We start from the raw sequence: 17,899 nt of genomic DNA on the forward strand, positions 1-17,899 counted from the left end.
TGGTGCAAATATAGGAAAATATTCGCTACCACCAAATTTATTTTAACTTAAAATATTCCAAAACATCGCCAACATGATCTGGTTTACTGATTATCTTATTGTTAGCATCCAAAATAAAATACGTCGGAGTTGCATGAACATTGTACGTATCTACATAAGTACTGTTCCATCCTCTCAATTCTGAATCATTGACCCAAGGAAATGCCGATATTTTTTTAGTATAAGAGTCTTTGTCTACATCCAATGACAATCCTACTACCTGAACGTTTTTAGTCTTCAGATCGTTGTATTTTGCCAGTAATTGAGGAAGTTCGCTTTCACAGTGTGAGCAGGTAGAAGACCAGAATACCACAACTTTTTTATCAGCTTTGATATCGTAAAGCGATTTTGCAGTTGTATTTACTGGTGCCTGGAACTTATAGTTAGGAAATCCAGCTCCCATTTCCACATTCGCATTGGATTTTAAAGTAGAGGCCAACCTGTCTGTGATCGTACATTTAAGGTCTTTGGCTAGGTTAAGGTATTTATTTTTATAGTCTGCCATTTCATAGACATCAAAAATATCAATCAGCTCAGATAAAACTACCTGTCCTCTTGGTGTTTCTACTTTTAATCTGTCTAAAAGCTTATCTACAGAAGCTGTAACATTGGTATTTCCTCCGGAATTAAGATATCCCACCAAAATAGGTCTTAATAGTGATGATGTCTCCAACATGTCATTAGACTTATCAATAAAAGTAATAATCTCCTCCTGGTTTACCTTTTTAGAGGCATCATTAGAAAGATATTTATTGTAGTTTGTATTATAATAATAAATGAATGGATGCTGAGTCTGATCAACTCCGCTTAATCCTCCGGAAAGTCTGTTGATTTCTGTTTTCAAAGCTTTTCCAAACTCTGTATCATCTTTATAATATTCTTTGATTTGAGACAACGCTGGTAGAATCAATTCCTTTTTCTGAGATCCTTCCTGAATTTTGCTCATAATATCATTCGCTTCATCCAGGTAAACCACGTTTTTAATTTTATTGGTTTGAGTCTCAAGCTTAACATTTACATTTTTATTTTCAGAAATAAAATTGAATGTATTGTTTGAACTAGGGAAATAGACTTTCATCATTCCCATATAATTTTTCGGATACTTGAAAGTCCAGGTATTGTTTTTACTTTGCTCTTTCGATACAATGATATCCTTAGAACCATTTAAAGTATATAGAATCGCATCTTGATCTTTGAAATCCGGCGGCGTCTGAATCGTAACAGTAAACTGAGCCTGTATAGAAAATGCAGCTAATAATGCTGAAATTGTATAAATCTTTTTCATATCGTAAAAATAAAAAAACTCTCTGAGTAAACAGAGAGTTTAATATTATTTTAATAAAATTTTATATTTTATTGCTTGAATATTTCTTTGTAAAGAATGCAATAAACATTACTGCAATCATACCCAGAACATATACATACATATCAATCGGCGAAGCCGGTGCTCCCGGACCTACACCTCCACCACCACTTCCTGGATTTGGCGGTTGTGCATTAACCAATAAAACGGCTAAAAGAAAAAGAGCTGATACTAGTTTATTTATAGTTTTCATATATTTTATTTTAAGATTTTTGTGTTAACAGTTTCTCCCTTGTCTGAAACGATTTTTACTACATAAGAATTTTTAATTTTACCATCAAGTTCAATTACAAAATCTGTAGAAGTACTAACCGCTTTTTTAGAGATTACTAATTTACCACTCATATCATAAACCTCAATATCTGCTTTTTTCCAGTTCGGATCAAATCTAACAACGTAGTTTGTAATTTGTGGGTTATAAACTACCATTGTTCTTGAAGGAGTAACGTCTGGCTTACTTACCGCCAACACAACGCTACTAGGTTCTCCATAGTATAGATCAAATTCTGCTGCACTTGCAGGAACAACATCTCCTTGCTTAGCTTGCTGAGCAATTCCGTTTGGTGCTTTAAAATAGAATCCAGTTCCAGAAGATAAGGCATGAGTCCCGTCACTTACCAATTCTGCATTTTCTCTAATTTCGAATTTGTAAGATTTAACTTTATTCATGTCATAGTTTACTAACTTAATATTTTTTCCTTTGAAATTATTTTCGTTAGCTTCATTAATATATAACCAGTACTGACCAGTATAGTTATTGTCATAACCACCAGTTAGAGCTTCTTCGAAAGTACCCACAAGGTCAGCTGAAGTTGCTTTTACCTGAGTTTTTGCATCTGTAGAAGAGTGTCCCGTCGTTCCGTTAGGATAAACTACATAGTACGTTCTGCCTACTTCTTTTCCGTTAGCATCAAGAGCAACAACTCCTAATTGCTTAACAGTTCCAATTTTTGCAGCATTTTTATTAGCAACAACGCTATAATCAGTTCCTGCTGCTCTACTATAATAATTAAATCTTCTAAGATTCGCAAAATTAAACGAATCAGAAGCTGTATTATTAAGTAACTTAATTGCAAAAGTACCCATAGGTCTTACCATCATATAATCTACGTCACCTGTAGGTACCCCTGAAGTAAACGTAATAAATTTATATGAAGCTGAACCTGTACCACCTGTTTGAGTAGTAGTTACTCCGGAAACTTCTAATCTAACCCCTTGAATAGTTGTTAAATTAACACCATCTCCATTAGGGCCTTCATTAACAGCAATTCTTGACAAATCTAAGTTGGTTAAGAAGGGATTTGAGAACTGATACCAGTTCTTACCATAACTACCCTGCCAAGGTGTAGTTTCGAAACCATCCTGCAGATAAGTATTATACTTCTCGTTATACTGGTTTGTAGAGTTACCGTTTGTACCAAAATTTACAGAAGCACCAGCTCCTTGTAAAGGAATCGCTGTAGCAGCATCATCCGCAACCGGACGACCTTTTACAACTCTAGTAGTATTACTCACGTCAAGACCAGTACCACCCAACATATAATAAGCAGTTCCCGGCTTAGCTACTCCTAATTTTGATGAAGTAGAGAAGTTTTCAGAAACTACAGTTGAGTTATTCCAAGTAAGAATCTCATTTTTAGAATACCTTGTATTAGTAAAAGTTTTACCTAACTCCGCACTCAATGTAGAGGCAGTTTTATCATAGAAAGGCAAACCAATCTGTTGGTAAGTTCCATGATTTACAGCTCTAAATTCCTGATCTACAATACCTGTAAGGTTTGCTTGAGGAATCCCTGAAATGAATAATTGTCCGTAAGTATAAACGGGAGTAGCAGAAGAACTATTCGTATTTACCTGATTGTAAGCAGTAGGTTCGTTAAGCATGTTAACGAAATTACCACCACCGGTAGCTTCTGTTTTATCTACGTTAGAAGCATCAATTGTTTTAAAAGAATCTGATGCAGCTCCGGAAACCATAATGTTTCCATGATTTTCAACTTTCCCCGTAGCTTTCATTTGTAGGCCACCACCACTGTATAGTAGGGTGCCTTTACTCACATACGTTGTAGCAGCGTCATCTACGTGTACTAGAACATTCTGCGCCTGAACAGAACTTACCACTGCCAATAATCCAATAGCAAATAAACTTTTTCTCATTGTATATAATTATTTGTGTGTTAATACAATATCTCAACTGCAAAGGTATGTTTTTTTACAGAAAAAACAAAATATTTTTTATTTATTAACAAAAATATTATCTTCTGTTAATATTATTTCCTTTTCTTCACCTATTGAAAACATATAGTCTTCAAGCACTTTTTCGGTAGTTCCGCGAAGTCCTCTCGCCCCTAATCCTTTTTCAATAGTTTCCTCAACAATCTTTTCAATTGCGCCATCTGTGAATACCAAATTTGTGCCATCCATTTTGAAAAGCTCTATAAATTGATTCACAATAGAGTTTTTCGGCTCCTTCATGATTCTTACCATCGTCTCTTTTGTGAGTTTATCGAGATAAGTAATGATTGGAAATCTTCCCAAAAGTTCGGGAATTAATCCGAAAGAACGAAGGTCAATTGCATTAATATTTGTTAATATATATTCTTCTTCGTCTGTTTTATTGATTTTTTCGAAGCTGAAACCAATGGCCTGCTTGTTCATTCTTCGCTCAATGATTTCTTTAATTCCGTCAAAAGCACCTCCGGCGATGAACAAAATATTCTGTGTATTTACCTGAATATATTTCTGATCCGGATGTTTTCTTCCTCCCTGAGGCGGTACATTTACAATACTTCCTTCCAGCAATTTCAACAATCCCTGCTGAACTCCCTCTCCCGAAACATCTCTTGTAATGCTCGGATTATCAGATTTTCTGGCAATTTTATCAATCTCATCGATAAATACGATTCCTCTTTCCGCTTTTTCTACATCATAATCTGCAACCATTAAAAGTCTGGAAAGAATGCTTTCAACATCTTCTCCTACATAGCCGGCTTCCGTTAAAATAGTGGCATCGACGATACAGAACGGAACATTAAGTTCTCTTGCGATGGTTTTTGCCAACAAAGTTTTACCGGTTCCCGTTTCACCAATCATGATGATGTTCGATTTTTCCAGCTCGACCTCTCTGTTTTCGTCCTGAGCATGAAGCAGTCTTTTATAATGATTATAAACCGCAATCGATAATTGTTTTTTAGCCTGATCCTGTCCTATTACGTACTGATCAAGAAATTCTTTAATCTCTTTAGGCTTTTTAAGTTCGTCTATATTTTCTGCAGGTGAATATCCCGCCTTTGAAGAACTGTCTTTTACAATTGCATGAGCCTGTTCTATACAGTTTTCGCAAATAAAGCCATTCTGACCGGAAATCAGCATCTGCACTTCATTTCTTTTTCTTCCGCAGAAAGAACATTGGTTTGAATTCATTTTTTATATATAATATATAAGGTATAGATTAAAGAAACTCGTAAAAGTTGGTTTTACGAGTTTCTGTTATTTTTTTAAGAATTAATAATCGAGTTCTGAATCTCAGTATACTCTTCGTTTGACAATTTCAATCTCTCATTCCTAAAGTTCATATCCTCCATTTTATTCAAAGGAATCAGGTGAATATGTGCATGAGGAACTTCCAATCCTACAACAGCCACTCCTACTCTCACACATGGGATCGCGTTTTTAATTTTTTTGGCAACTTCCTGAACAAATCCCCAAAGGTTTTTGTACTCTTCGCTTTCCATATCAAAAATTAAATCAACTTCTTTTTTGGGAACAACCAACGTGTGTCCTTTTACCAAAGGCATTGCGTCCAGAAACGCAATGAAGTTTTCATCTTCGGCAATTTTATAGGAAGGAATTTCGCCGTTGATGATCTTTGTGAATATTGTACTCATTTTATAGAAATTAGATTTTAGAAGTTAGAAATTAGTTAAAAATTGTTCTAATAATTTAATAATTAATTATAGAGTAATGTCTAATACTTCAAAAGACAGCTTGTTTCCGTTCGGCAAAGTGATTTCTGCGGTTTCACCCACAACTTTTCCCAACAATCCTTTTGCAATCGGCGTGTTTACAGAAATTTTCCCTGTTTTAAGGTCACTTTCGTTATCCGGGACCAATGTAAATACCTGCTCCTGTTTTGTCACGTTATTTTTAAGTTTCACCGTTGTAAGGATCGAAACTTTTGAAGTATCTAGCTGACTTTCGTCTATGATTTTTGAAGTAGAAATAACATCCTTCAGCTTAGAAATTCTCATTTCAAGCATTCCTTGCGCTTCTTTCGCTGCATCGTATTCTGCATTTTCAGACAAATCTCCTTTGTCTCTGGCTTCTGCAATCTGCTGAGTAATTTTTGGTCTTTCCACAGTTTCCAACTGTTCCAGCTCAGCTTTCATTTTCTCTAATCCCTCCTTTGTAACATAGCTTGCCATAATTTTCAAAATTTAGTTTTAGTATAAAAAAATAATCCGACATTTGCCGGACAATGTTTTCGTGATGTAATCGTTTAATTTCTACAAATATATAAAAATTTAAATTGAAATGAAAAAAACTTTTTCAATCTTAACTATAACCACATTATTGATTTTCAGTAATTTATCTATAAATTCATGTGGAAGCAGGGAAGATACCGTGAGTTGTTTCCCCAATAATCCCATCAATGTAACATTAAACCTGAATCTTCCCGCTTATTATTCTCTGAACCAGGTTGGAGGCTGGGTTTATATCAATGAGCAGCAATCCGGAACGAGAGGACTTATCGTGGTAAGAGCTTCCGATAATACCTTCAAAGTTTACGACCGAAATGCACCACATATTTGTCCCGACAACAACACAACTCTTGAAGTGAAGGACAATATTAAAGTAGTTTGCCCGAAAGACAATGCACAATGGATTTTGCTTACCGGACAGCCGACTGCAGTAGCAAACGTCCCTCCAAAAACTTATCTTTATAATTATGATCCTGCGGGAAAAATTTTAAATATTTATTATTAAAAAAATGAAAGTCGTTATACAGAGAGTTTCCGAGTCCCATGTAAAAGTAGATGGAAAAATAGTGGGTGAGATCGGAAAAGGATTAATGCTTTTGGTAGGAATTGATGAAAATGATTCAAAAGCGGATGCTGACTGGATAGTTCAGAAAATTTTAAACTTAAGAATTTTCGGGGATGATGAAGGAAAGCTCAATTTATCTGTCGTTGATATAGCCGGAGAGATACTGTGTATCAGTCAGTTTACCTTAATTGCAGATTATAAAAAAGGAAACCGCCCTTCTTTCATTAAAGCGGCAAAACCCGATACCGCTATTCCTCTTTTTGATTATTTTAAAGAAGAAATTTCAAAATCCGGACTGAAAACCGAAAGCGGAATCTTCGGTTCAGATATGAAAGTTTCATTAATTAACGACGGACCCGTAACAATTGTTATGGATTCCATCACAAAAGCCTAAATTTACAACTTATTATATTTTAAATTAAAAAATGAAAAAAACATTAATTACCTTAGTTCTTCTTACAGCAACTACTTTTTCTTATGCTCAGACCAACTATACTGAGGACCAAAAAGCATCTTACTACATCGGTTTGGATATTGCCCAAAACATGAAAAGACAAGGATTTTCTATAGATCCGAATCTTATGGCTCAGGCGATAAAAGATGAATTTTCGGATAAGCCGAAATTATTACCTGCCGGGGAAAAAGACACTTTCCTACAAGGTTTTATGCAGAAGCAAAATGAAAAAAGACAGGCTGAAGCCAAGGTAAAAGCTGAAGAAAATAAAAAGAAAGGGGCAGAGTTTCTTGCCAAAAACAAACTGAACAAAAACGTAAAAACAACAGCCAGCGGTTTGCAATATGAAGTATTGAAGGAAGGTGACGGAAAAGCAAAACCTACCGCATCAAGCACTGCTACCGTAACATACACCGGAAAACTGACAGACGGTACCGTTTTCGATTCTACCGATAAAAACGGCGGAAAACCGATCGAGATGAACCTTTCCGGAGTGATCCCGGGCTGGACAGAAGGTATCCAACTGATGAGCAAAGGCGCTAAATACAGATTTTACATCCCATCAAACCTTGCCTACGGAGATAATGGCGCAGGTGGAGTAATTCCTCCGGGAGCACCACTTATTTTTGATGTTGAGCTTGTGGATTTTAAATAATTTTACTGAACACCTTGTTTAACTAACTTAAAATTTAAACAACTTTTAAAAATAAAAAACGTCTTTCAATATTTTTGAAAGACGTTTTCTTTAATAAACTTTTATAAAACTATTTCGCAGGAACACTGCTAAAATTAAGAGCAACTCTAAGGTTCATATCCGAACTTGTCTGGTTTTTCAATACATAAACCGTTCTTACGGTAACACCTGTACTTTTCACCACTTCATCCAAAAATCCGGTATTTTCCAAATCCAGATTTAAGCTTGATGCATCAGTAGAAATATCAGATCTTGAAGCCACCAGTCTTTCGCCGGTTCCGCTTGAAGAGATATAAACTTTAATTGATTTAAAAGCGCTCAGATTTCCGCCCGAAGGTGAAACCACAGAAACTTTTGCATCTGAAATTCTTACATCTTTAATTTTTGCATTGTTGTTGCCTCCGAACCATGTCTGAACATTGGAAGCTGTGGCAGTGGAAGAAACCTCTTTATCAGCAGGAACTCCTGTGGATACTAAAACATTGGCTGTATAAGGAAATGTATTCTGAACCAACGACTGCACTGTTCCACAACTCACTAAAGCAACCGAAGCTACTGCCGCTGTCAAAAATATATTTTTCATAATAGTAAATTTTAAAGTTTTATTTGCAGAAATTATACCAAATTAATTAAAATCATTCCACACTTACCGTAAAGCTTCCTTTTGTATTTCCGGAAGCCATATTGCTTTTCCCGATAATCAGCCAAACTTCTCCCTTATCTTTCACATCGTAAGAAATTTCTCTTCCGAAAGGCCCGTCGTAATCGCCGTTGGGCAGTTTTATCTGGTTGAAGCGGATATTAAAATCCTTCTCTTTTGTTGAAATTTTGGCTTTGATATTCGGTTTATTAAAATCCGTTATTTTCAAAATAAATTCCTGATCATCTTTTGTAAATTCTTCACCCAAAGTAAAAGGAAGCTGTTCTGCATCTGCAGTTCTGATAATCTGCCCGTCTTTCGTGCTTCTCATCACTCCTTTTCTTAAAACTTCCTTGGTTTTAGGAGCATTGTTAATGATTGAATCTTTCTTCCTCAGTGCAGCAGAATCTACTTTTTCTGCAGGAGCAGGCTGTTCCGTAACCGCCACCGAATCTTTATTCTGAGTTTCCAAAACTTCAGGGTCTTTTTTACAGGAAATCATAATCAATGGGATTAGCAATAAGGATTTTTTCATAATATATATTTTTAAATGATAATTTTAAAAGCTTTCGGCTTTTGAATAGATTTTGATGCCAAAATTGTTCCATTGACAAAATTTTCAACTTAAAAAAATATTAGATTTACTCTTTGAATCGTTTTTAATGTGCTTGAAAATACGATGTCCTATTAATATTCTTCATCGACTTCATCATAAAATACATAAAATTGAGCATGATTCCCATTAAAATCGTCACTCCCCAGGTTTTCGTATATTCCATCGGATAGATGATTCTCACAATAATATCATTGAACAAACCGAAAGGATTATTAAGAATATCCCAGCTGTTCCATCTCAAAAATCTTCCGAGATACACGCCGAAACTTGTCAGAAATAAAAAGGAAATCGTTATAAGGCTGATCGTTGATTTTTTGAAATAGGCTGAAAGTAATTTTTCGATATCCAGCAAGCTGATAAATCCGCAGAAAAGCCCTGTCCATGCATACGAAAGAATCACCACGAGGTCATACCAGATTGGTACTGAGCTTCTGATTTTCAGGTGAAAAAGGTCGGTCAAAATATAAGGTGAATTCGGAAAAAACAAGATCCAGACAGCGATAGCAACAACCAACGAAATTTTACTTTTAATATTAAAAATCAATAAAAAACTACTGATAATAAACGGAATCCAGGCCAGAAACAAATTCCAGTTCAGAAAAAAGAACACTTTTGTTTCACTGATATAATACCTGAACATGGAAAGGCTGAAGCAGAATAACGTCATGAAAATGAGCAGTACAGTCACTTCAAATCTTTGATTTTCCTTTAATTTTTTTATCATTTTTAAAAATTTTATTAAAATTTCACTTTAATCAGCGAGCTGTAATTTTTTATTTAAATGTTTCGTAATAAAGAATTTTTGAGAAAAACTTTTCTTTTTGTTCCGGTTTTATTTTGTTTAAAATTTCAGCTTTTAATTTTGAATCCTTTTTTTCTTCTGCATATTTTAAGAGAATTTTTTCATTGAAATGAATCTTATCTTTATGATAATCTACAACAAAATCTTTGCGTTTCATATTCTCTGAAGTGATGATTCCGCCCCAGTTGATGTAGCTGCAAACCAGGATAAATCCGTAAAGATACCAGGTCATTGTATTGAAAAGGAAAGCATTTCTTTTCTTTTGCTGAATTTTTATAAAAGTCATTATCAAACCAATTAAGGCTAAAATCAAAAATCCGTAAACGCCCAATCTTTTGTAAGTAAACCCATAATTGATAATGTATTCTGAGTTTTTTACCATTGCAGAAACGACAAGAATAGCATTCAGGAAAATCCAGATTTTAGCTAAAATTTTCATCGAGCCTGCCTTTGTATCAAAGTTAAAATTTGATTTAAAATAAAACATGATCACTAGAATGGCCATCACAATAGACATGATCACTGCATTTACCCTTTCGTGTGTTTCTTCCGAAAGCTGGGCCGGAGTTTTTGAGACTTCATAAAACTGCTCGTAATTGTAGGTAATGATGAAAAAAATCAACAAAATATTTAATGCAAAGAAAGAAATTACACCACTCATTCTCTCGGCATCCAGGTCAAGAAATGAATAGGTCGATTTTTGAATTTTGTCCTTTTCCTGAAAATCATTGTTTAACAAATGATTACTCTTGTAAATAATTTTTTCGACCACATAATTCCAATAATTAAAGGCTATAAAAAAGCCCAGAACCGTGATGGCTAACAGCTGCCAAAAATTAATATCAAATTCAATATTGGTGAAAAGATTTGCAAAATGATCACTTCCGGCAGAATAAATTCCAAAGAAAATAGAAATCAGAATTAAAGGAATTAACACAAAAGCCATTGTTTTCTGCCACAATCCCGGAACATCTTTTCTTGGAAGCCATTCATCAAAACTGAAAAACCGGCAAAGCGCTGTAAAACAATTTGTAACGAAAACCGGGATCAGGAAAAGGATTTTCATTCTTCTGTTTTTCGAACGGTACCCTAAGAGCAAAAACGAACTTAAAACCGCCAGTAATGAAGGAAAATCACGGTACCAAGCAAAAGCGATATCCGAAAGAATGCTTGCTGCAAAAAGGAAAAAGAATGTTTTTGTCCTGTTCTTTTCCGGCGTTCTGAAAAGAGTAAGCAGAGAATAAATAATCCCGATGATTCCTACATTCAAGGCAAGTTCCTGATCGTAAAATACGATGATAAATAAGGCTGTCGTAAGAAATATATAGTGATGTGTTTTCATTTTTTTAATTTTAAATTATAGGTTGAGGGATTCTAAACTGCAGAATATAAAGAAGTAAGCTATTGCAATCGGAATATTCAGAAGAATCAGCAGGGCAGAATTTCCGTGGGATTTTTTATAGGTTACATCGATTATAAACGCAAAAAATTCATGGAAAAAGACAATCACATTAATGACGATTGCAGCTAATACATAATAAAATCCAATCCCGGCAAAAATCCATGATTTAGTGAAAATGTAACCCAACAATAAAATGGTTCCCAACAGCCATGATGCGAGAAATGTCACTTTCCCTTCCTTACTGAATTTTATATTTTTCATAAAAATTATTAATAAATTACGGCTGTTTCTTTCTGTTGGATAAAATCTTTCAAGTGATCAAAATTCTGCCAAAGCAAAGCTTCAAAATCCCAATGGTAAAACGGACGCATATTTTGTCCTTTTTTAAATGCTCTTATATACATTTTTAAATATTCCGGCAAAATCAGAGTTCCTAAAACAACGGCGGCCAAAAGATGGGCATTCAGTTTTCCGTTTCCCAGAAGGAGAAACTGCATGGCAATTTCATCTTCGAAATTGGTTCCGCAACCTGTAATGAGATGGTGAACATCATGATTTTCCATTTTCGGAATCATGGTAAAGCCATGTTTTTTGTAAAATTCCCCAAGTTTTCTTCCCAGAGAATCTTCCTGAAATTCAAGCAATTGCTTTTCTGTAAACTGCCATTGTCTTTTCTTCTTTTTGAAGTATTTTCTGTACAGCTTTTGAGTTTTTTCGTATACAAAAAGCAGGAATTGAACACGTATTTTTTTCATAGTTTTTTAATAATTTATTAAATTCATAAATATTTGACGATGTCATTAATGATCTTAACTTCCCGCAAACGGACTTCCGAAAATCCCGACTGCCAGTTCTGCCCAGATCAGCATGAGTGCAGCCAAAATACCTACACAGATCATTAATTTTGAGAAAAATTCTTTTTTTGAATTAACAACCAGATTGACGAAAAAAGCAGTTCCGAAAAGCAATACGGCTGCAATGATGAAATCGAAAGGAGACCAGTCCCATCCTTCTACAAAAAGGTTTCCGAGAAATGCTGCGGACAACAATAAAGCCGGAACAGCGAAAATAAACGTCGATTTTTGTTTTGTTGTAATCATATTTTTAAGTTTTGTTATTTTAAAGTACTTTGTATTTCAAAGTTAAATGATAAAAAAATTTTGCTCTTATTTACCCAATAATTTTTCCAAAGCATTTAAATGCTCGGTGAAAGCCTGCCTTCCGCTTTGGGTAACACGGTAAGATGTTCGTGGTTTTTTACCTACAAATTCTTTTTTCACTTCAATATATCCAGCTTTTTCCAAAGCGTTGCTGTGACTGGCCATATTACCATCCGTAACCTCCAGTAAGCTTTTCATCTCCGAAAAATCAACCCAGTCGTTGACCATAAGAACGGACATAATGCCCAATCTTACACGGCTTTCGAATTCTTTGTTGAGTTGATTTATTTTTATCATAATAGAAAATTGTGCAGATTGTTAAAACTGTTTTTAAAGCCTGCAAATTTATGTTTTATTTATATTTTTTGTGCATTATCAAACCATAAACGATATGCAAAACTCCAAACCCAAATGCCCAGAACAATAATCCCCAACCCAAAAAGAATAAAGAAATAAGCCCCAAAACAATCTGACAGTAACCTAAATATTTTATATCAGTGAGTGTATATCTTTCTGCGCCAACAAGGGCGATACCGTAAAAAATCAATGTTGCAGGAGCAATTAATACAAAAAGATGATGGTAAAGCAATCCAAGGCAAAAAATACCCCCCGTCACCAAAGGAACGGCAAAGGTTACTAAAAGTCTCTTCGTTGTAGCATCCCAAATCTTTAATCCTTTCTTTTTACTTTTATTTGCTGTAAAAATATAACCACTGAGAATCGCTGTTAAAAGAATTACGGTACCGATAATTACAAGTTCTTTAACCAAAGCCGGTCCGAAAATATTTCTTTCACCATCAAAATAATCTATTCCCTCCCTCTGAAAAACAAAATACACATAGCCAGCGCCAATAAGTGCCGCCATCCCGGCGAAAACTCCGGATAACCCGCTTAAGGAAATAAACCGGGAAGAACGTTCCATCATAGAACGAATATGTGACAGATCTTCGTGATAGTTTTTTGAATCCATATAAAGAACTTTGAAATACAAAGTTATTGTTTTTTTTGAATCGACAAAATATTAAATTACATTTATCAAATAAAAACCCTGCTTAAAAAAGCAGGGTTACTAAAAAATATTAAAAATTGTTATGAATATTTATAAAGGGTTTTGCTCTATAAGCGGATTTGCATTGATCTCAGCTTTAGGAATCAAAAACTCCCATCGTTTATCTGTGCTTGAAACCGTCATTACATTGTTGTCTACAATTGAAGAATGATTAGCTCCGGTTCTGTCAAGATCCTGATTTAATCTTTTTAAGTCAAAGAATCTGAATCCTTCACCCCATAACTCCAATCTTCTGCTATTCAGAATTTCATTTATATAAGCTGTTCCTGTTGTAGACGCTCCCGGATATGACGGATTCCTGTTTTTTGTAAATGCATTAAATACTATTTTAGAATTTGCCTCATCTCCCAATCTAACCAATGCTTCAGCTTCAATAAGATACATTTCTGCAGCTCTCATATAAGGTACATCTACTCTACTGTCTGAAACACTTGCAGATAAAAACTTCTGGCTTGTGTAAGGGAATTTCGCAAAATTCGAAGGTAGCCCTAAAGAAGTATGAGCTCCCGTCGGATCAAAAATCTTTGTTCTTACATCTGTCGTCGGGAATATATTATACAATTTACTATTCACAGCTTTAGGCGCCTGACGGATATTGGTAGAATTATAATTACGAGACATATACGCTCCAAAATTTCCAAAATAATCAGTTTGATCAGAAATAATAGTAGCTCCCCACATCCATTCTCCATTTCCTGCCAAATTATTGAATCCAGCCATATAAGTAGCATTATCCATCAGGTTGAAGCCGGCTCTTGCCGCTTTAGCAGAAGATGCTGCCAAAGCATAATTCCCTTGTGTCAAAGCTACTCTTGCTTTTAAGCCTAAAACAACTTTTTCGTCAAAATGCGATTTTGTTGTTCTCGTACTTCCGGCAAGTCTGTTCTGTGCCTCATTCAAATCATTATTAATTTGAATATAAACATCCGCTACAGAGTTTCTTTTCATAGGAGATTCATCGGCAATTAATCTTAATGGCACTCCCAATTGTGTATTTAAAATACCCGGCACAAATCTTTTTCCATAAATCTGCACGAGCATATAGTAACAGAAAGCTCTGAAAGCATAGGCTTCACCAATAGCTTGTTTTACTGTAGCAGCATCCGCAGCAGTTGGTGTAGGAACGCTAGGTCCATTAGCTATAACCATATTGGCATTTCTGATCAGTGCATAATAAAACTGGTATGGGTAAAAATCATTTGAAGCATTTTCATTTACCTGATCCTGCCATCTTACTGTACTGATGTACCATCCGTTTCCTGTAGACGGGAATACAAGGTCTTCGCCTAATGCATCCATCATAATCATAATTCCACCTTGCCCGTTTTGTCCTTGGTTAGAATTCTGACGAGAATACATATCCCTATGCATCCCATTAATAATTGCCATCAGGTTACCTGCCGTAGAGAAAGCTGCCTGCTCCGAAACTGCAGTAGTAGGATCTGTATCTAAATAATCGCTGTGACAAGAGCTCAACGCAAGTACGGCCAATACTGAAGAAGCCACTAATATTCTTTTTGAATGTTTTCTGATATTTTTCATATTTGTATTTTTTAGAATGATAAATTAGCACCAATTGAAATGATTCTTGCCGGAGTATATCTGTTTGTTGTAGTACCATTAAATGACTGCCCAGGTTCTAACCCTTTTCTTGCTGTTTTGCTCCAAAGATTTTCCCCTGATAAAATCAATTTTAAAGAGGTAAGCCCATATCTTGAAATTTCCTCAGGATTAAAGCTGTAGCTTAAAGTTGCTTGTCTTAATGATATAAAATCAGATTTTACCAACCATCTGCTTGAGGTAGCATTAGAATTCAGATAAGTTGCAGAATTTAATGCCGGAACATCCGTTATTTGTCCAGGAGTTGTCCATCGATCCAGAATATCTGTACTAAGAGCCCCTCCCTGAGAATAGCTCGACATTAAAGTCTGATAATTAGAATCATATGTCTTACCTCCGATCTGATAAGTAAACATTGTTGATAAAGCCCATTGCTTATAATTTAAAGATGTTCCAAAGCTACCAAACACTTTAGGAATAGCAGATCCTGAGTAATCAAGCTTAGCTTTATTATGGTTGGTAGTAACCAAAACACCATTCACGGTTCTAATATCTGAAGCCGGAGTATTGGCATATGCATCGGCAACTAAAAATAATGGTGATCCATCTGCCGGGTCTACGCCATACCATTGTTTCATCCAATAATCATATACCGAATGTCCTACCGATATTTTTTTAGAACCATTAATAATTTCTGTAATTCCGTCTGATAATTGTGTGATTTCATTTTTAAGAGTAGAAGCATTGGCATTTAAGCTCCACACGAAATTCGGAGTTTTGATTACATCTGCATTTAAGCCGATTTCAAATCCTCTGTTGTACATTGTTCCTACATTCTTGTAAATAGCATTCCCCGGAATACCCGCAGAAACAGGTTGTGGAACAGGGAATATCATATCCTTTGTAATTCTATTGTAATATTCTACAGTCCCCGTAATTCGGTTATTGAAAAGCCCGAAGTCCAAAGCCAAATCAGATTGGTTATTTGATTCCCATGTAATTGTAGGGTCAGCTTTTACATTAAATAATATCCCCGCTTCCTGGGCATTATTATACCCTAGACTAAAGGTGTTTTGATACATATAAAAATTCTGAGCGTTGTCACTCGTGTTGGTATTATCATTCCCAACTTGCCCATATGATCCCCTTAATTTCAACTCACTTATTGTACTAGAGTTTTTAAGGAAATCTTCACCTTTCACTCTCCATCCTGCACCTATTGACCAGAACGGATGCCATCTTACATCCTTAGCAAATCTTGATGAGGCATCCCATCTTACAGATCCCGATAATAAATATTTTGATTTATAATCATAATTTAACCTTGAGAAAAAACTCTCCTTACGATAGTTATCTGTCTGGGAAGTTAAAGCAGTAGGGGTAATGAAGTTAATTAATTCTGAATTATTATCAACAACCTGCCCTGTTTTGTATCCGTACAAATATTCGTACATATATTTGTAGTTTTCATGACCTAGCAAAAACTCAAAATTATGCGAGCCGAATTTTCTTTTATAATTTAATAATTGATTAAAGGTAAGTGTCTGCTCAATGATAGAAGTTCTTTCAGCTGATCCTGCAGGAGCCGCATCACCAATAATTTTATTTCCATATCTGCTTCTTCTGTTATTTCTTACATCATATCCTACATTGGTAGATAGCGTAAGATAAGGATCTATCTTAAATTCGGCATATGCTCTTGAAACAATATAAAAGTTTTTAGAAACATCGCTATTTAAAAGGTTTTCCTGAATAACGTTTCTCCCTGACGCAGCATCTGCACCTCTTGCAGAATTGTCATAAATTACATTTCCGTTGGCATCATAAAGAGTCGCAAACGTATTAGCATCATGGGCAAATGGGCTATAAATAGGACCAATATTTCTTATCCAGTTGTAGGGGTTGACATAAGAACTGTTGCTGCTAGCTCCGTCTATTGCATTATTTCCGTAAGAGGATACAGCATTGAGACTTGTTCCCAATTTTAGCCAGTCTCTTATTTGCGAGTCTACTTTTAATTTTGCCGTAAATCTCTCAAAGTCTGATTTTACAAGATATCCGGATTCATTCGTGTACCCTACTGATGAATAATATGTGGTTTTGTTTGTCCCGCCACTGTAATTCAATTCGTAATTTTGTCTGAAACCTGTTCTGATCAATGGTTTTTGCCAATCAAGATCAGTATATTTTAATCTTGCATTAGGGTTCAGAATTCCATCTACCACCAACAAATTATTGGGAACGTCAAAAGCATTTTGCTTTAAAACACCCGGAATCAAGTTAGTAGAAGCATAGGCATTTGCATTTGCCAAAGTACTTCCAATTGCCAATTGTCCGTTTCTGATCGCTTCCCAGATAAGAGGATAATACTGATAGGCATTTACCCTGTCATATTCAGGTATTGACCTTCCTACATATCCGGTACTCATATTAAAATTAAGTATATCCCGGCCACCTTTTCTTCCGGATTTTGTCGTAATCAGGATTACCCCGTTGGCAGCTGCAGATCCGTAAAGGGATGTAGATGCGGCATCTTTCAAAATGTTAAAAGAGGCGATATCATTTGTATTAATAGCTGATAATGAACCTGTAAAAGGAGTTCCGTCTAAGATAATTAACGGATCGTTCGAGCCCGCATAAGAACTGATTCCTCTAATCTGAATACTGGGAGCACTTCCCGGCTGCCCTGTTCCTGTACTTATTTTCACCCCGGGGCTCGCTCCATCAATAGCCTGCCCGATATTGGTAATAGGTCGGTCTGCAAATTGCTTGGCTTTGATCTCAGTATTGGAACCAACAAGTGTTTCCTTTTTCTGAGAACCATAGGCCACAATCACAACTTCGTCAATTTGCTTTTCTTTGGCCAGCGTGTCACTTTTCTTTTTTTGTGCAGATAGGTTTTGACCAATAAAGAATACTGTTGCAACGCTGAGCGTGCAAAACTTTAGTTTCATCATTTATTTAGTGTTTTTTTGTTTTAACAGCAAATGTGTTAATAAAAATTAATACTGCCAAAAAAATTATTAAATAATCGATTAACCTTAATTATTTATT

General features: G+C 35.4%; 20 protein-coding genes. 3 read left to right on the forward strand and 17 right to left on the reverse strand.

Annotation, left to right across the window (positions count from 1 at the left end; all coding sequences use genetic code 11):
* Positions 1 to 37: 37 nt before the first annotated feature.
* The 6 genes from BMX24_RS11820 to greA form a co-directional block, all read right to left on the reverse strand.
* Complete coding sequence (locus BMX24_RS11820; RefSeq protein WP_089792958.1) at positions 38 to 1,324, reverse strand: TlpA family protein disulfide reductase; 1,287 nt, start codon at positions 1,322 to 1,324, stop codon at positions 38 to 40.
* Between the two features lie 61 nt (positions 1,325 to 1,385).
* Complete coding sequence (locus tag BMX24_RS11825) at positions 1,386 to 1,595, reverse strand: signal peptidase (protein WP_089792961.1); 210 nt, start codon at positions 1,593 to 1,595, stop codon at positions 1,386 to 1,388.
* A 5-nt stretch (positions 1,596 to 1,600) separates the two neighbouring features.
* On the reverse strand, positions 1,601 to 3,559 hold the full coding sequence (locus BMX24_RS11830; RefSeq protein ID WP_228404827.1) for a T9SS type A sorting domain-containing protein: 1,959 nt from the start codon (positions 3,557 to 3,559) through the stop codon (positions 1,601 to 1,603).
* Between the two features lie 78 nt (positions 3,560 to 3,637).
* A complete protein-coding gene (gene clpX / locus BMX24_RS11835; RefSeq protein ID WP_089792963.1) occupies positions 3,638 to 4,825 on the reverse strand; it encodes an ATP-dependent Clp protease ATP-binding subunit ClpX in 1,188 nt (395 codons plus the stop codon).
* Between the two features lie 74 nt (positions 4,826 to 4,899).
* Positions 4,900 to 5,289 (reverse strand): HIT family protein, encoded by a 390-nt coding sequence (locus BMX24_RS11840; protein ID WP_089792965.1) that lies wholly within the window; start codon positions 5,287 to 5,289, stop codon positions 4,900 to 4,902.
* A gap of 66 nt (positions 5,290 to 5,355) precedes the next feature.
* Entirely contained in the window at positions 5,356 to 5,826 is a 471-nt protein-coding gene (greA, locus tag BMX24_RS11845) for a transcription elongation factor GreA (protein ID WP_089792967.1), read from the reverse strand.
* Between the two features lie 109 nt (positions 5,827 to 5,935).
* Here greA and BMX24_RS11850 point away from each other — a divergent pair, with 109 nt between their 5' ends.
* Genes BMX24_RS11850 through BMX24_RS11860 form a run of 3 tightly spaced genes read left to right on the forward strand, consistent with a single transcriptional unit; the run spans position 5,936 to position 7,557 of the window.
* Positions 5,936 to 6,388: a hypothetical protein gene (locus BMX24_RS11850; protein ID WP_089792969.1), complete on the forward strand. Its 453-nt coding sequence runs from the start codon at positions 5,936 to 5,938 to the stop codon at positions 6,386 to 6,388.
* A 4-nt stretch (positions 6,389 to 6,392) separates the two neighbouring features.
* Complete coding sequence (dtd, locus tag BMX24_RS11855; protein WP_089792971.1) at positions 6,393 to 6,842, forward strand: D-aminoacyl-tRNA deacylase; 450 nt, start codon at positions 6,393 to 6,395, stop codon at positions 6,840 to 6,842.
* A gap of 31 nt (positions 6,843 to 6,873) precedes the next feature.
* A complete protein-coding gene (locus BMX24_RS11860; protein ID WP_089792973.1) occupies positions 6,874 to 7,557 on the forward strand; it encodes an FKBP-type peptidyl-prolyl cis-trans isomerase in 684 nt (227 codons plus the stop codon).
* A 109-nt stretch (positions 7,558 to 7,666) separates the two neighbouring features.
* Here BMX24_RS11860 and BMX24_RS11865 read toward each other — a convergent pair whose 3' ends face one another.
* The 11 genes from BMX24_RS11865 to BMX24_RS11915 form a co-directional block, all read right to left on the reverse strand.
* On the reverse strand, positions 7,667 to 8,179 hold the full coding sequence (locus BMX24_RS11865; protein WP_089792975.1) for a hypothetical protein: 513 nt from the start codon (positions 8,177 to 8,179) through the stop codon (positions 7,667 to 7,669).
* Between the two features lie 52 nt (positions 8,180 to 8,231).
* Complete coding sequence (locus BMX24_RS11870) at positions 8,232 to 8,771, reverse strand: hypothetical protein (protein ID WP_089792977.1); 540 nt, start codon at positions 8,769 to 8,771, stop codon at positions 8,232 to 8,234.
* A gap of 124 nt (positions 8,772 to 8,895) precedes the next feature.
* Positions 8,896 to 9,576: a DUF1361 domain-containing protein gene (locus tag BMX24_RS11875; protein ID WP_228404829.1), complete on the reverse strand. Its 681-nt coding sequence runs from the start codon at positions 9,574 to 9,576 to the stop codon at positions 8,896 to 8,898.
* A gap of 49 nt (positions 9,577 to 9,625) precedes the next feature.
* Positions 9,626 to 10,996: a DUF4153 domain-containing protein gene (locus BMX24_RS11880; protein WP_089792979.1), complete on the reverse strand. Its 1,371-nt coding sequence runs from the start codon at positions 10,994 to 10,996 to the stop codon at positions 9,626 to 9,628.
* 15 nt (positions 10,997 to 11,011) lie between these two features.
* Entirely contained in the window at positions 11,012 to 11,317 is a 306-nt protein-coding gene (locus BMX24_RS11885; protein WP_089792981.1) for a hypothetical protein, read from the reverse strand.
* 8 nt (positions 11,318 to 11,325) lie between these two features.
* Positions 11,326 to 11,811 (reverse strand): Coq4 family protein, encoded by a 486-nt coding sequence (locus tag BMX24_RS11890; protein ID WP_089792983.1) that lies wholly within the window; start codon positions 11,809 to 11,811, stop codon positions 11,326 to 11,328.
* Between the two features lie 54 nt (positions 11,812 to 11,865).
* Complete coding sequence (locus BMX24_RS11895) at positions 11,866 to 12,156, reverse strand: hypothetical protein (protein ID WP_089792985.1); 291 nt, start codon at positions 12,154 to 12,156, stop codon at positions 11,866 to 11,868.
* Between the two features lie 66 nt (positions 12,157 to 12,222).
* Positions 12,223 to 12,513, reverse strand: a complete 291-nt coding sequence (locus BMX24_RS11900) for a winged helix-turn-helix domain-containing protein (RefSeq protein WP_089792987.1) — start codon at positions 12,511 to 12,513, stop codon at positions 12,223 to 12,225.
* A 55-nt stretch (positions 12,514 to 12,568) separates the two neighbouring features.
* On the reverse strand, positions 12,569 to 13,186 hold the full coding sequence (locus BMX24_RS11905) for a hypothetical protein (protein WP_089792989.1): 618 nt from the start codon (positions 13,184 to 13,186) through the stop codon (positions 12,569 to 12,571).
* Positions 13,187 to 13,315: 129 nt separating this feature from the next.
* A complete protein-coding gene (locus BMX24_RS11910) occupies positions 13,316 to 14,827 on the reverse strand; it encodes a RagB/SusD family nutrient uptake outer membrane protein (RefSeq protein ID WP_089792992.1) in 1,512 nt (503 codons plus the stop codon).
* Between the two features lie 11 nt (positions 14,828 to 14,838).
* Positions 14,839 to 17,802, reverse strand: a complete 2,964-nt coding sequence (locus BMX24_RS11915) for a SusC/RagA family TonB-linked outer membrane protein (protein WP_228404831.1) — start codon at positions 17,800 to 17,802, stop codon at positions 14,839 to 14,841.
* Positions 17,803 to 17,899 lie beyond the last annotated feature (97 nt).

The organism is Chryseobacterium wanjuense (genome assembly GCF_900111495.1).
In the GTDB taxonomy this organism is placed as follows: Bacteria; Bacteroidota; Bacteroidia; order Flavobacteriales; family Weeksellaceae; genus Chryseobacterium; species Chryseobacterium wanjuense.

Coding starts and splice junctions, on each gene's coding strand:
- BMX24_RS11820 (WP_089792958.1), bottom strand. CDS start 1,324: ATGAAAAAGATTTATACAATTTCAGCATTATTAGCTGCATTTTCTATA.
- BMX24_RS11825 (WP_089792961.1), bottom strand. CDS start 1,595: ATGAAAACTATAAATAAACTAGTATCAGCTCTTTTTCTTTTAGCCGTT.
- BMX24_RS11830 (WP_228404827.1), bottom strand. CDS start 3,559: ATGAGAAAAAGTTTATTTGCTATTGGATTATTGGCAGTGGTAAGTTCT.
- clpX (WP_089792963.1), bottom strand. CDS start 4,825: ATGAATTCAAACCAATGTTCTTTCTGCGGAAGAAAAAGAAATGAAGTG.
- BMX24_RS11840 (WP_089792965.1), bottom strand. CDS start 5,289: ATGAGTACAATATTCACAAAGATCATCAACGGCGAAATTCCTTCCTAT.
- greA (WP_089792967.1), bottom strand. CDS start 5,826: ATGGCAAGCTATGTTACAAAGGAGGGATTAGAGAAAATGAAAGCTGAG.
- BMX24_RS11850 (WP_089792969.1), top strand. CDS start 5,936: ATGAAAAAAACTTTTTCAATCTTAACTATAACCACATTATTGATTTTC.
- dtd (WP_089792971.1), top strand. CDS start 6,393: ATGAAAGTCGTTATACAGAGAGTTTCCGAGTCCCATGTAAAAGTAGAT.
- BMX24_RS11860 (WP_089792973.1), top strand. CDS start 6,874: ATGAAAAAAACATTAATTACCTTAGTTCTTCTTACAGCAACTACTTTT.
- BMX24_RS11865 (WP_089792975.1), bottom strand. CDS start 8,179: ATGAAAAATATATTTTTGACAGCGGCAGTAGCTTCGGTTGCTTTAGTG.
- BMX24_RS11870 (WP_089792977.1), bottom strand. CDS start 8,771: ATGAAAAAATCCTTATTGCTAATCCCATTGATTATGATTTCCTGTAAA.
- BMX24_RS11875 (WP_228404829.1), bottom strand. CDS start 9,576: ATGATAAAAAAATTAAAGGAAAATCAAAGATTTGAAGTGACTGTACTG.
- BMX24_RS11880 (WP_089792979.1), bottom strand. CDS start 10,996: ATGAAAACACATCACTATATATTTCTTACGACAGCCTTATTTATCATC.
- BMX24_RS11885 (WP_089792981.1), bottom strand. CDS start 11,317: ATGAAAAATATAAAATTCAGTAAGGAAGGGAAAGTGACATTTCTCGCA.
- BMX24_RS11890 (WP_089792983.1), bottom strand. CDS start 11,811: ATGAAAAAAATACGTGTTCAATTCCTGCTTTTTGTATACGAAAAAACT.
- BMX24_RS11895 (WP_089792985.1), bottom strand. CDS start 12,156: ATGATTACAACAAAACAAAAATCGACGTTTATTTTCGCTGTTCCGGCT.
- BMX24_RS11900 (WP_089792987.1), bottom strand. CDS start 12,513: ATGATAAAAATAAATCAACTCAACAAAGAATTCGAAAGCCGTGTAAGA.
- BMX24_RS11905 (WP_089792989.1), bottom strand. CDS start 13,186: ATGGATTCAAAAAACTATCACGAAGATCTGTCACATATTCGTTCTATG.
- BMX24_RS11910 (WP_089792992.1), bottom strand. CDS start 14,827: ATGAAAAATATCAGAAAACATTCAAAAAGAATATTAGTGGCTTCTTCA.
- BMX24_RS11915 (WP_228404831.1), bottom strand. CDS start 17,802: ATGATGAAACTAAAGTTTTGCACGCTCAGCGTTGCAACAGTATTCTTT.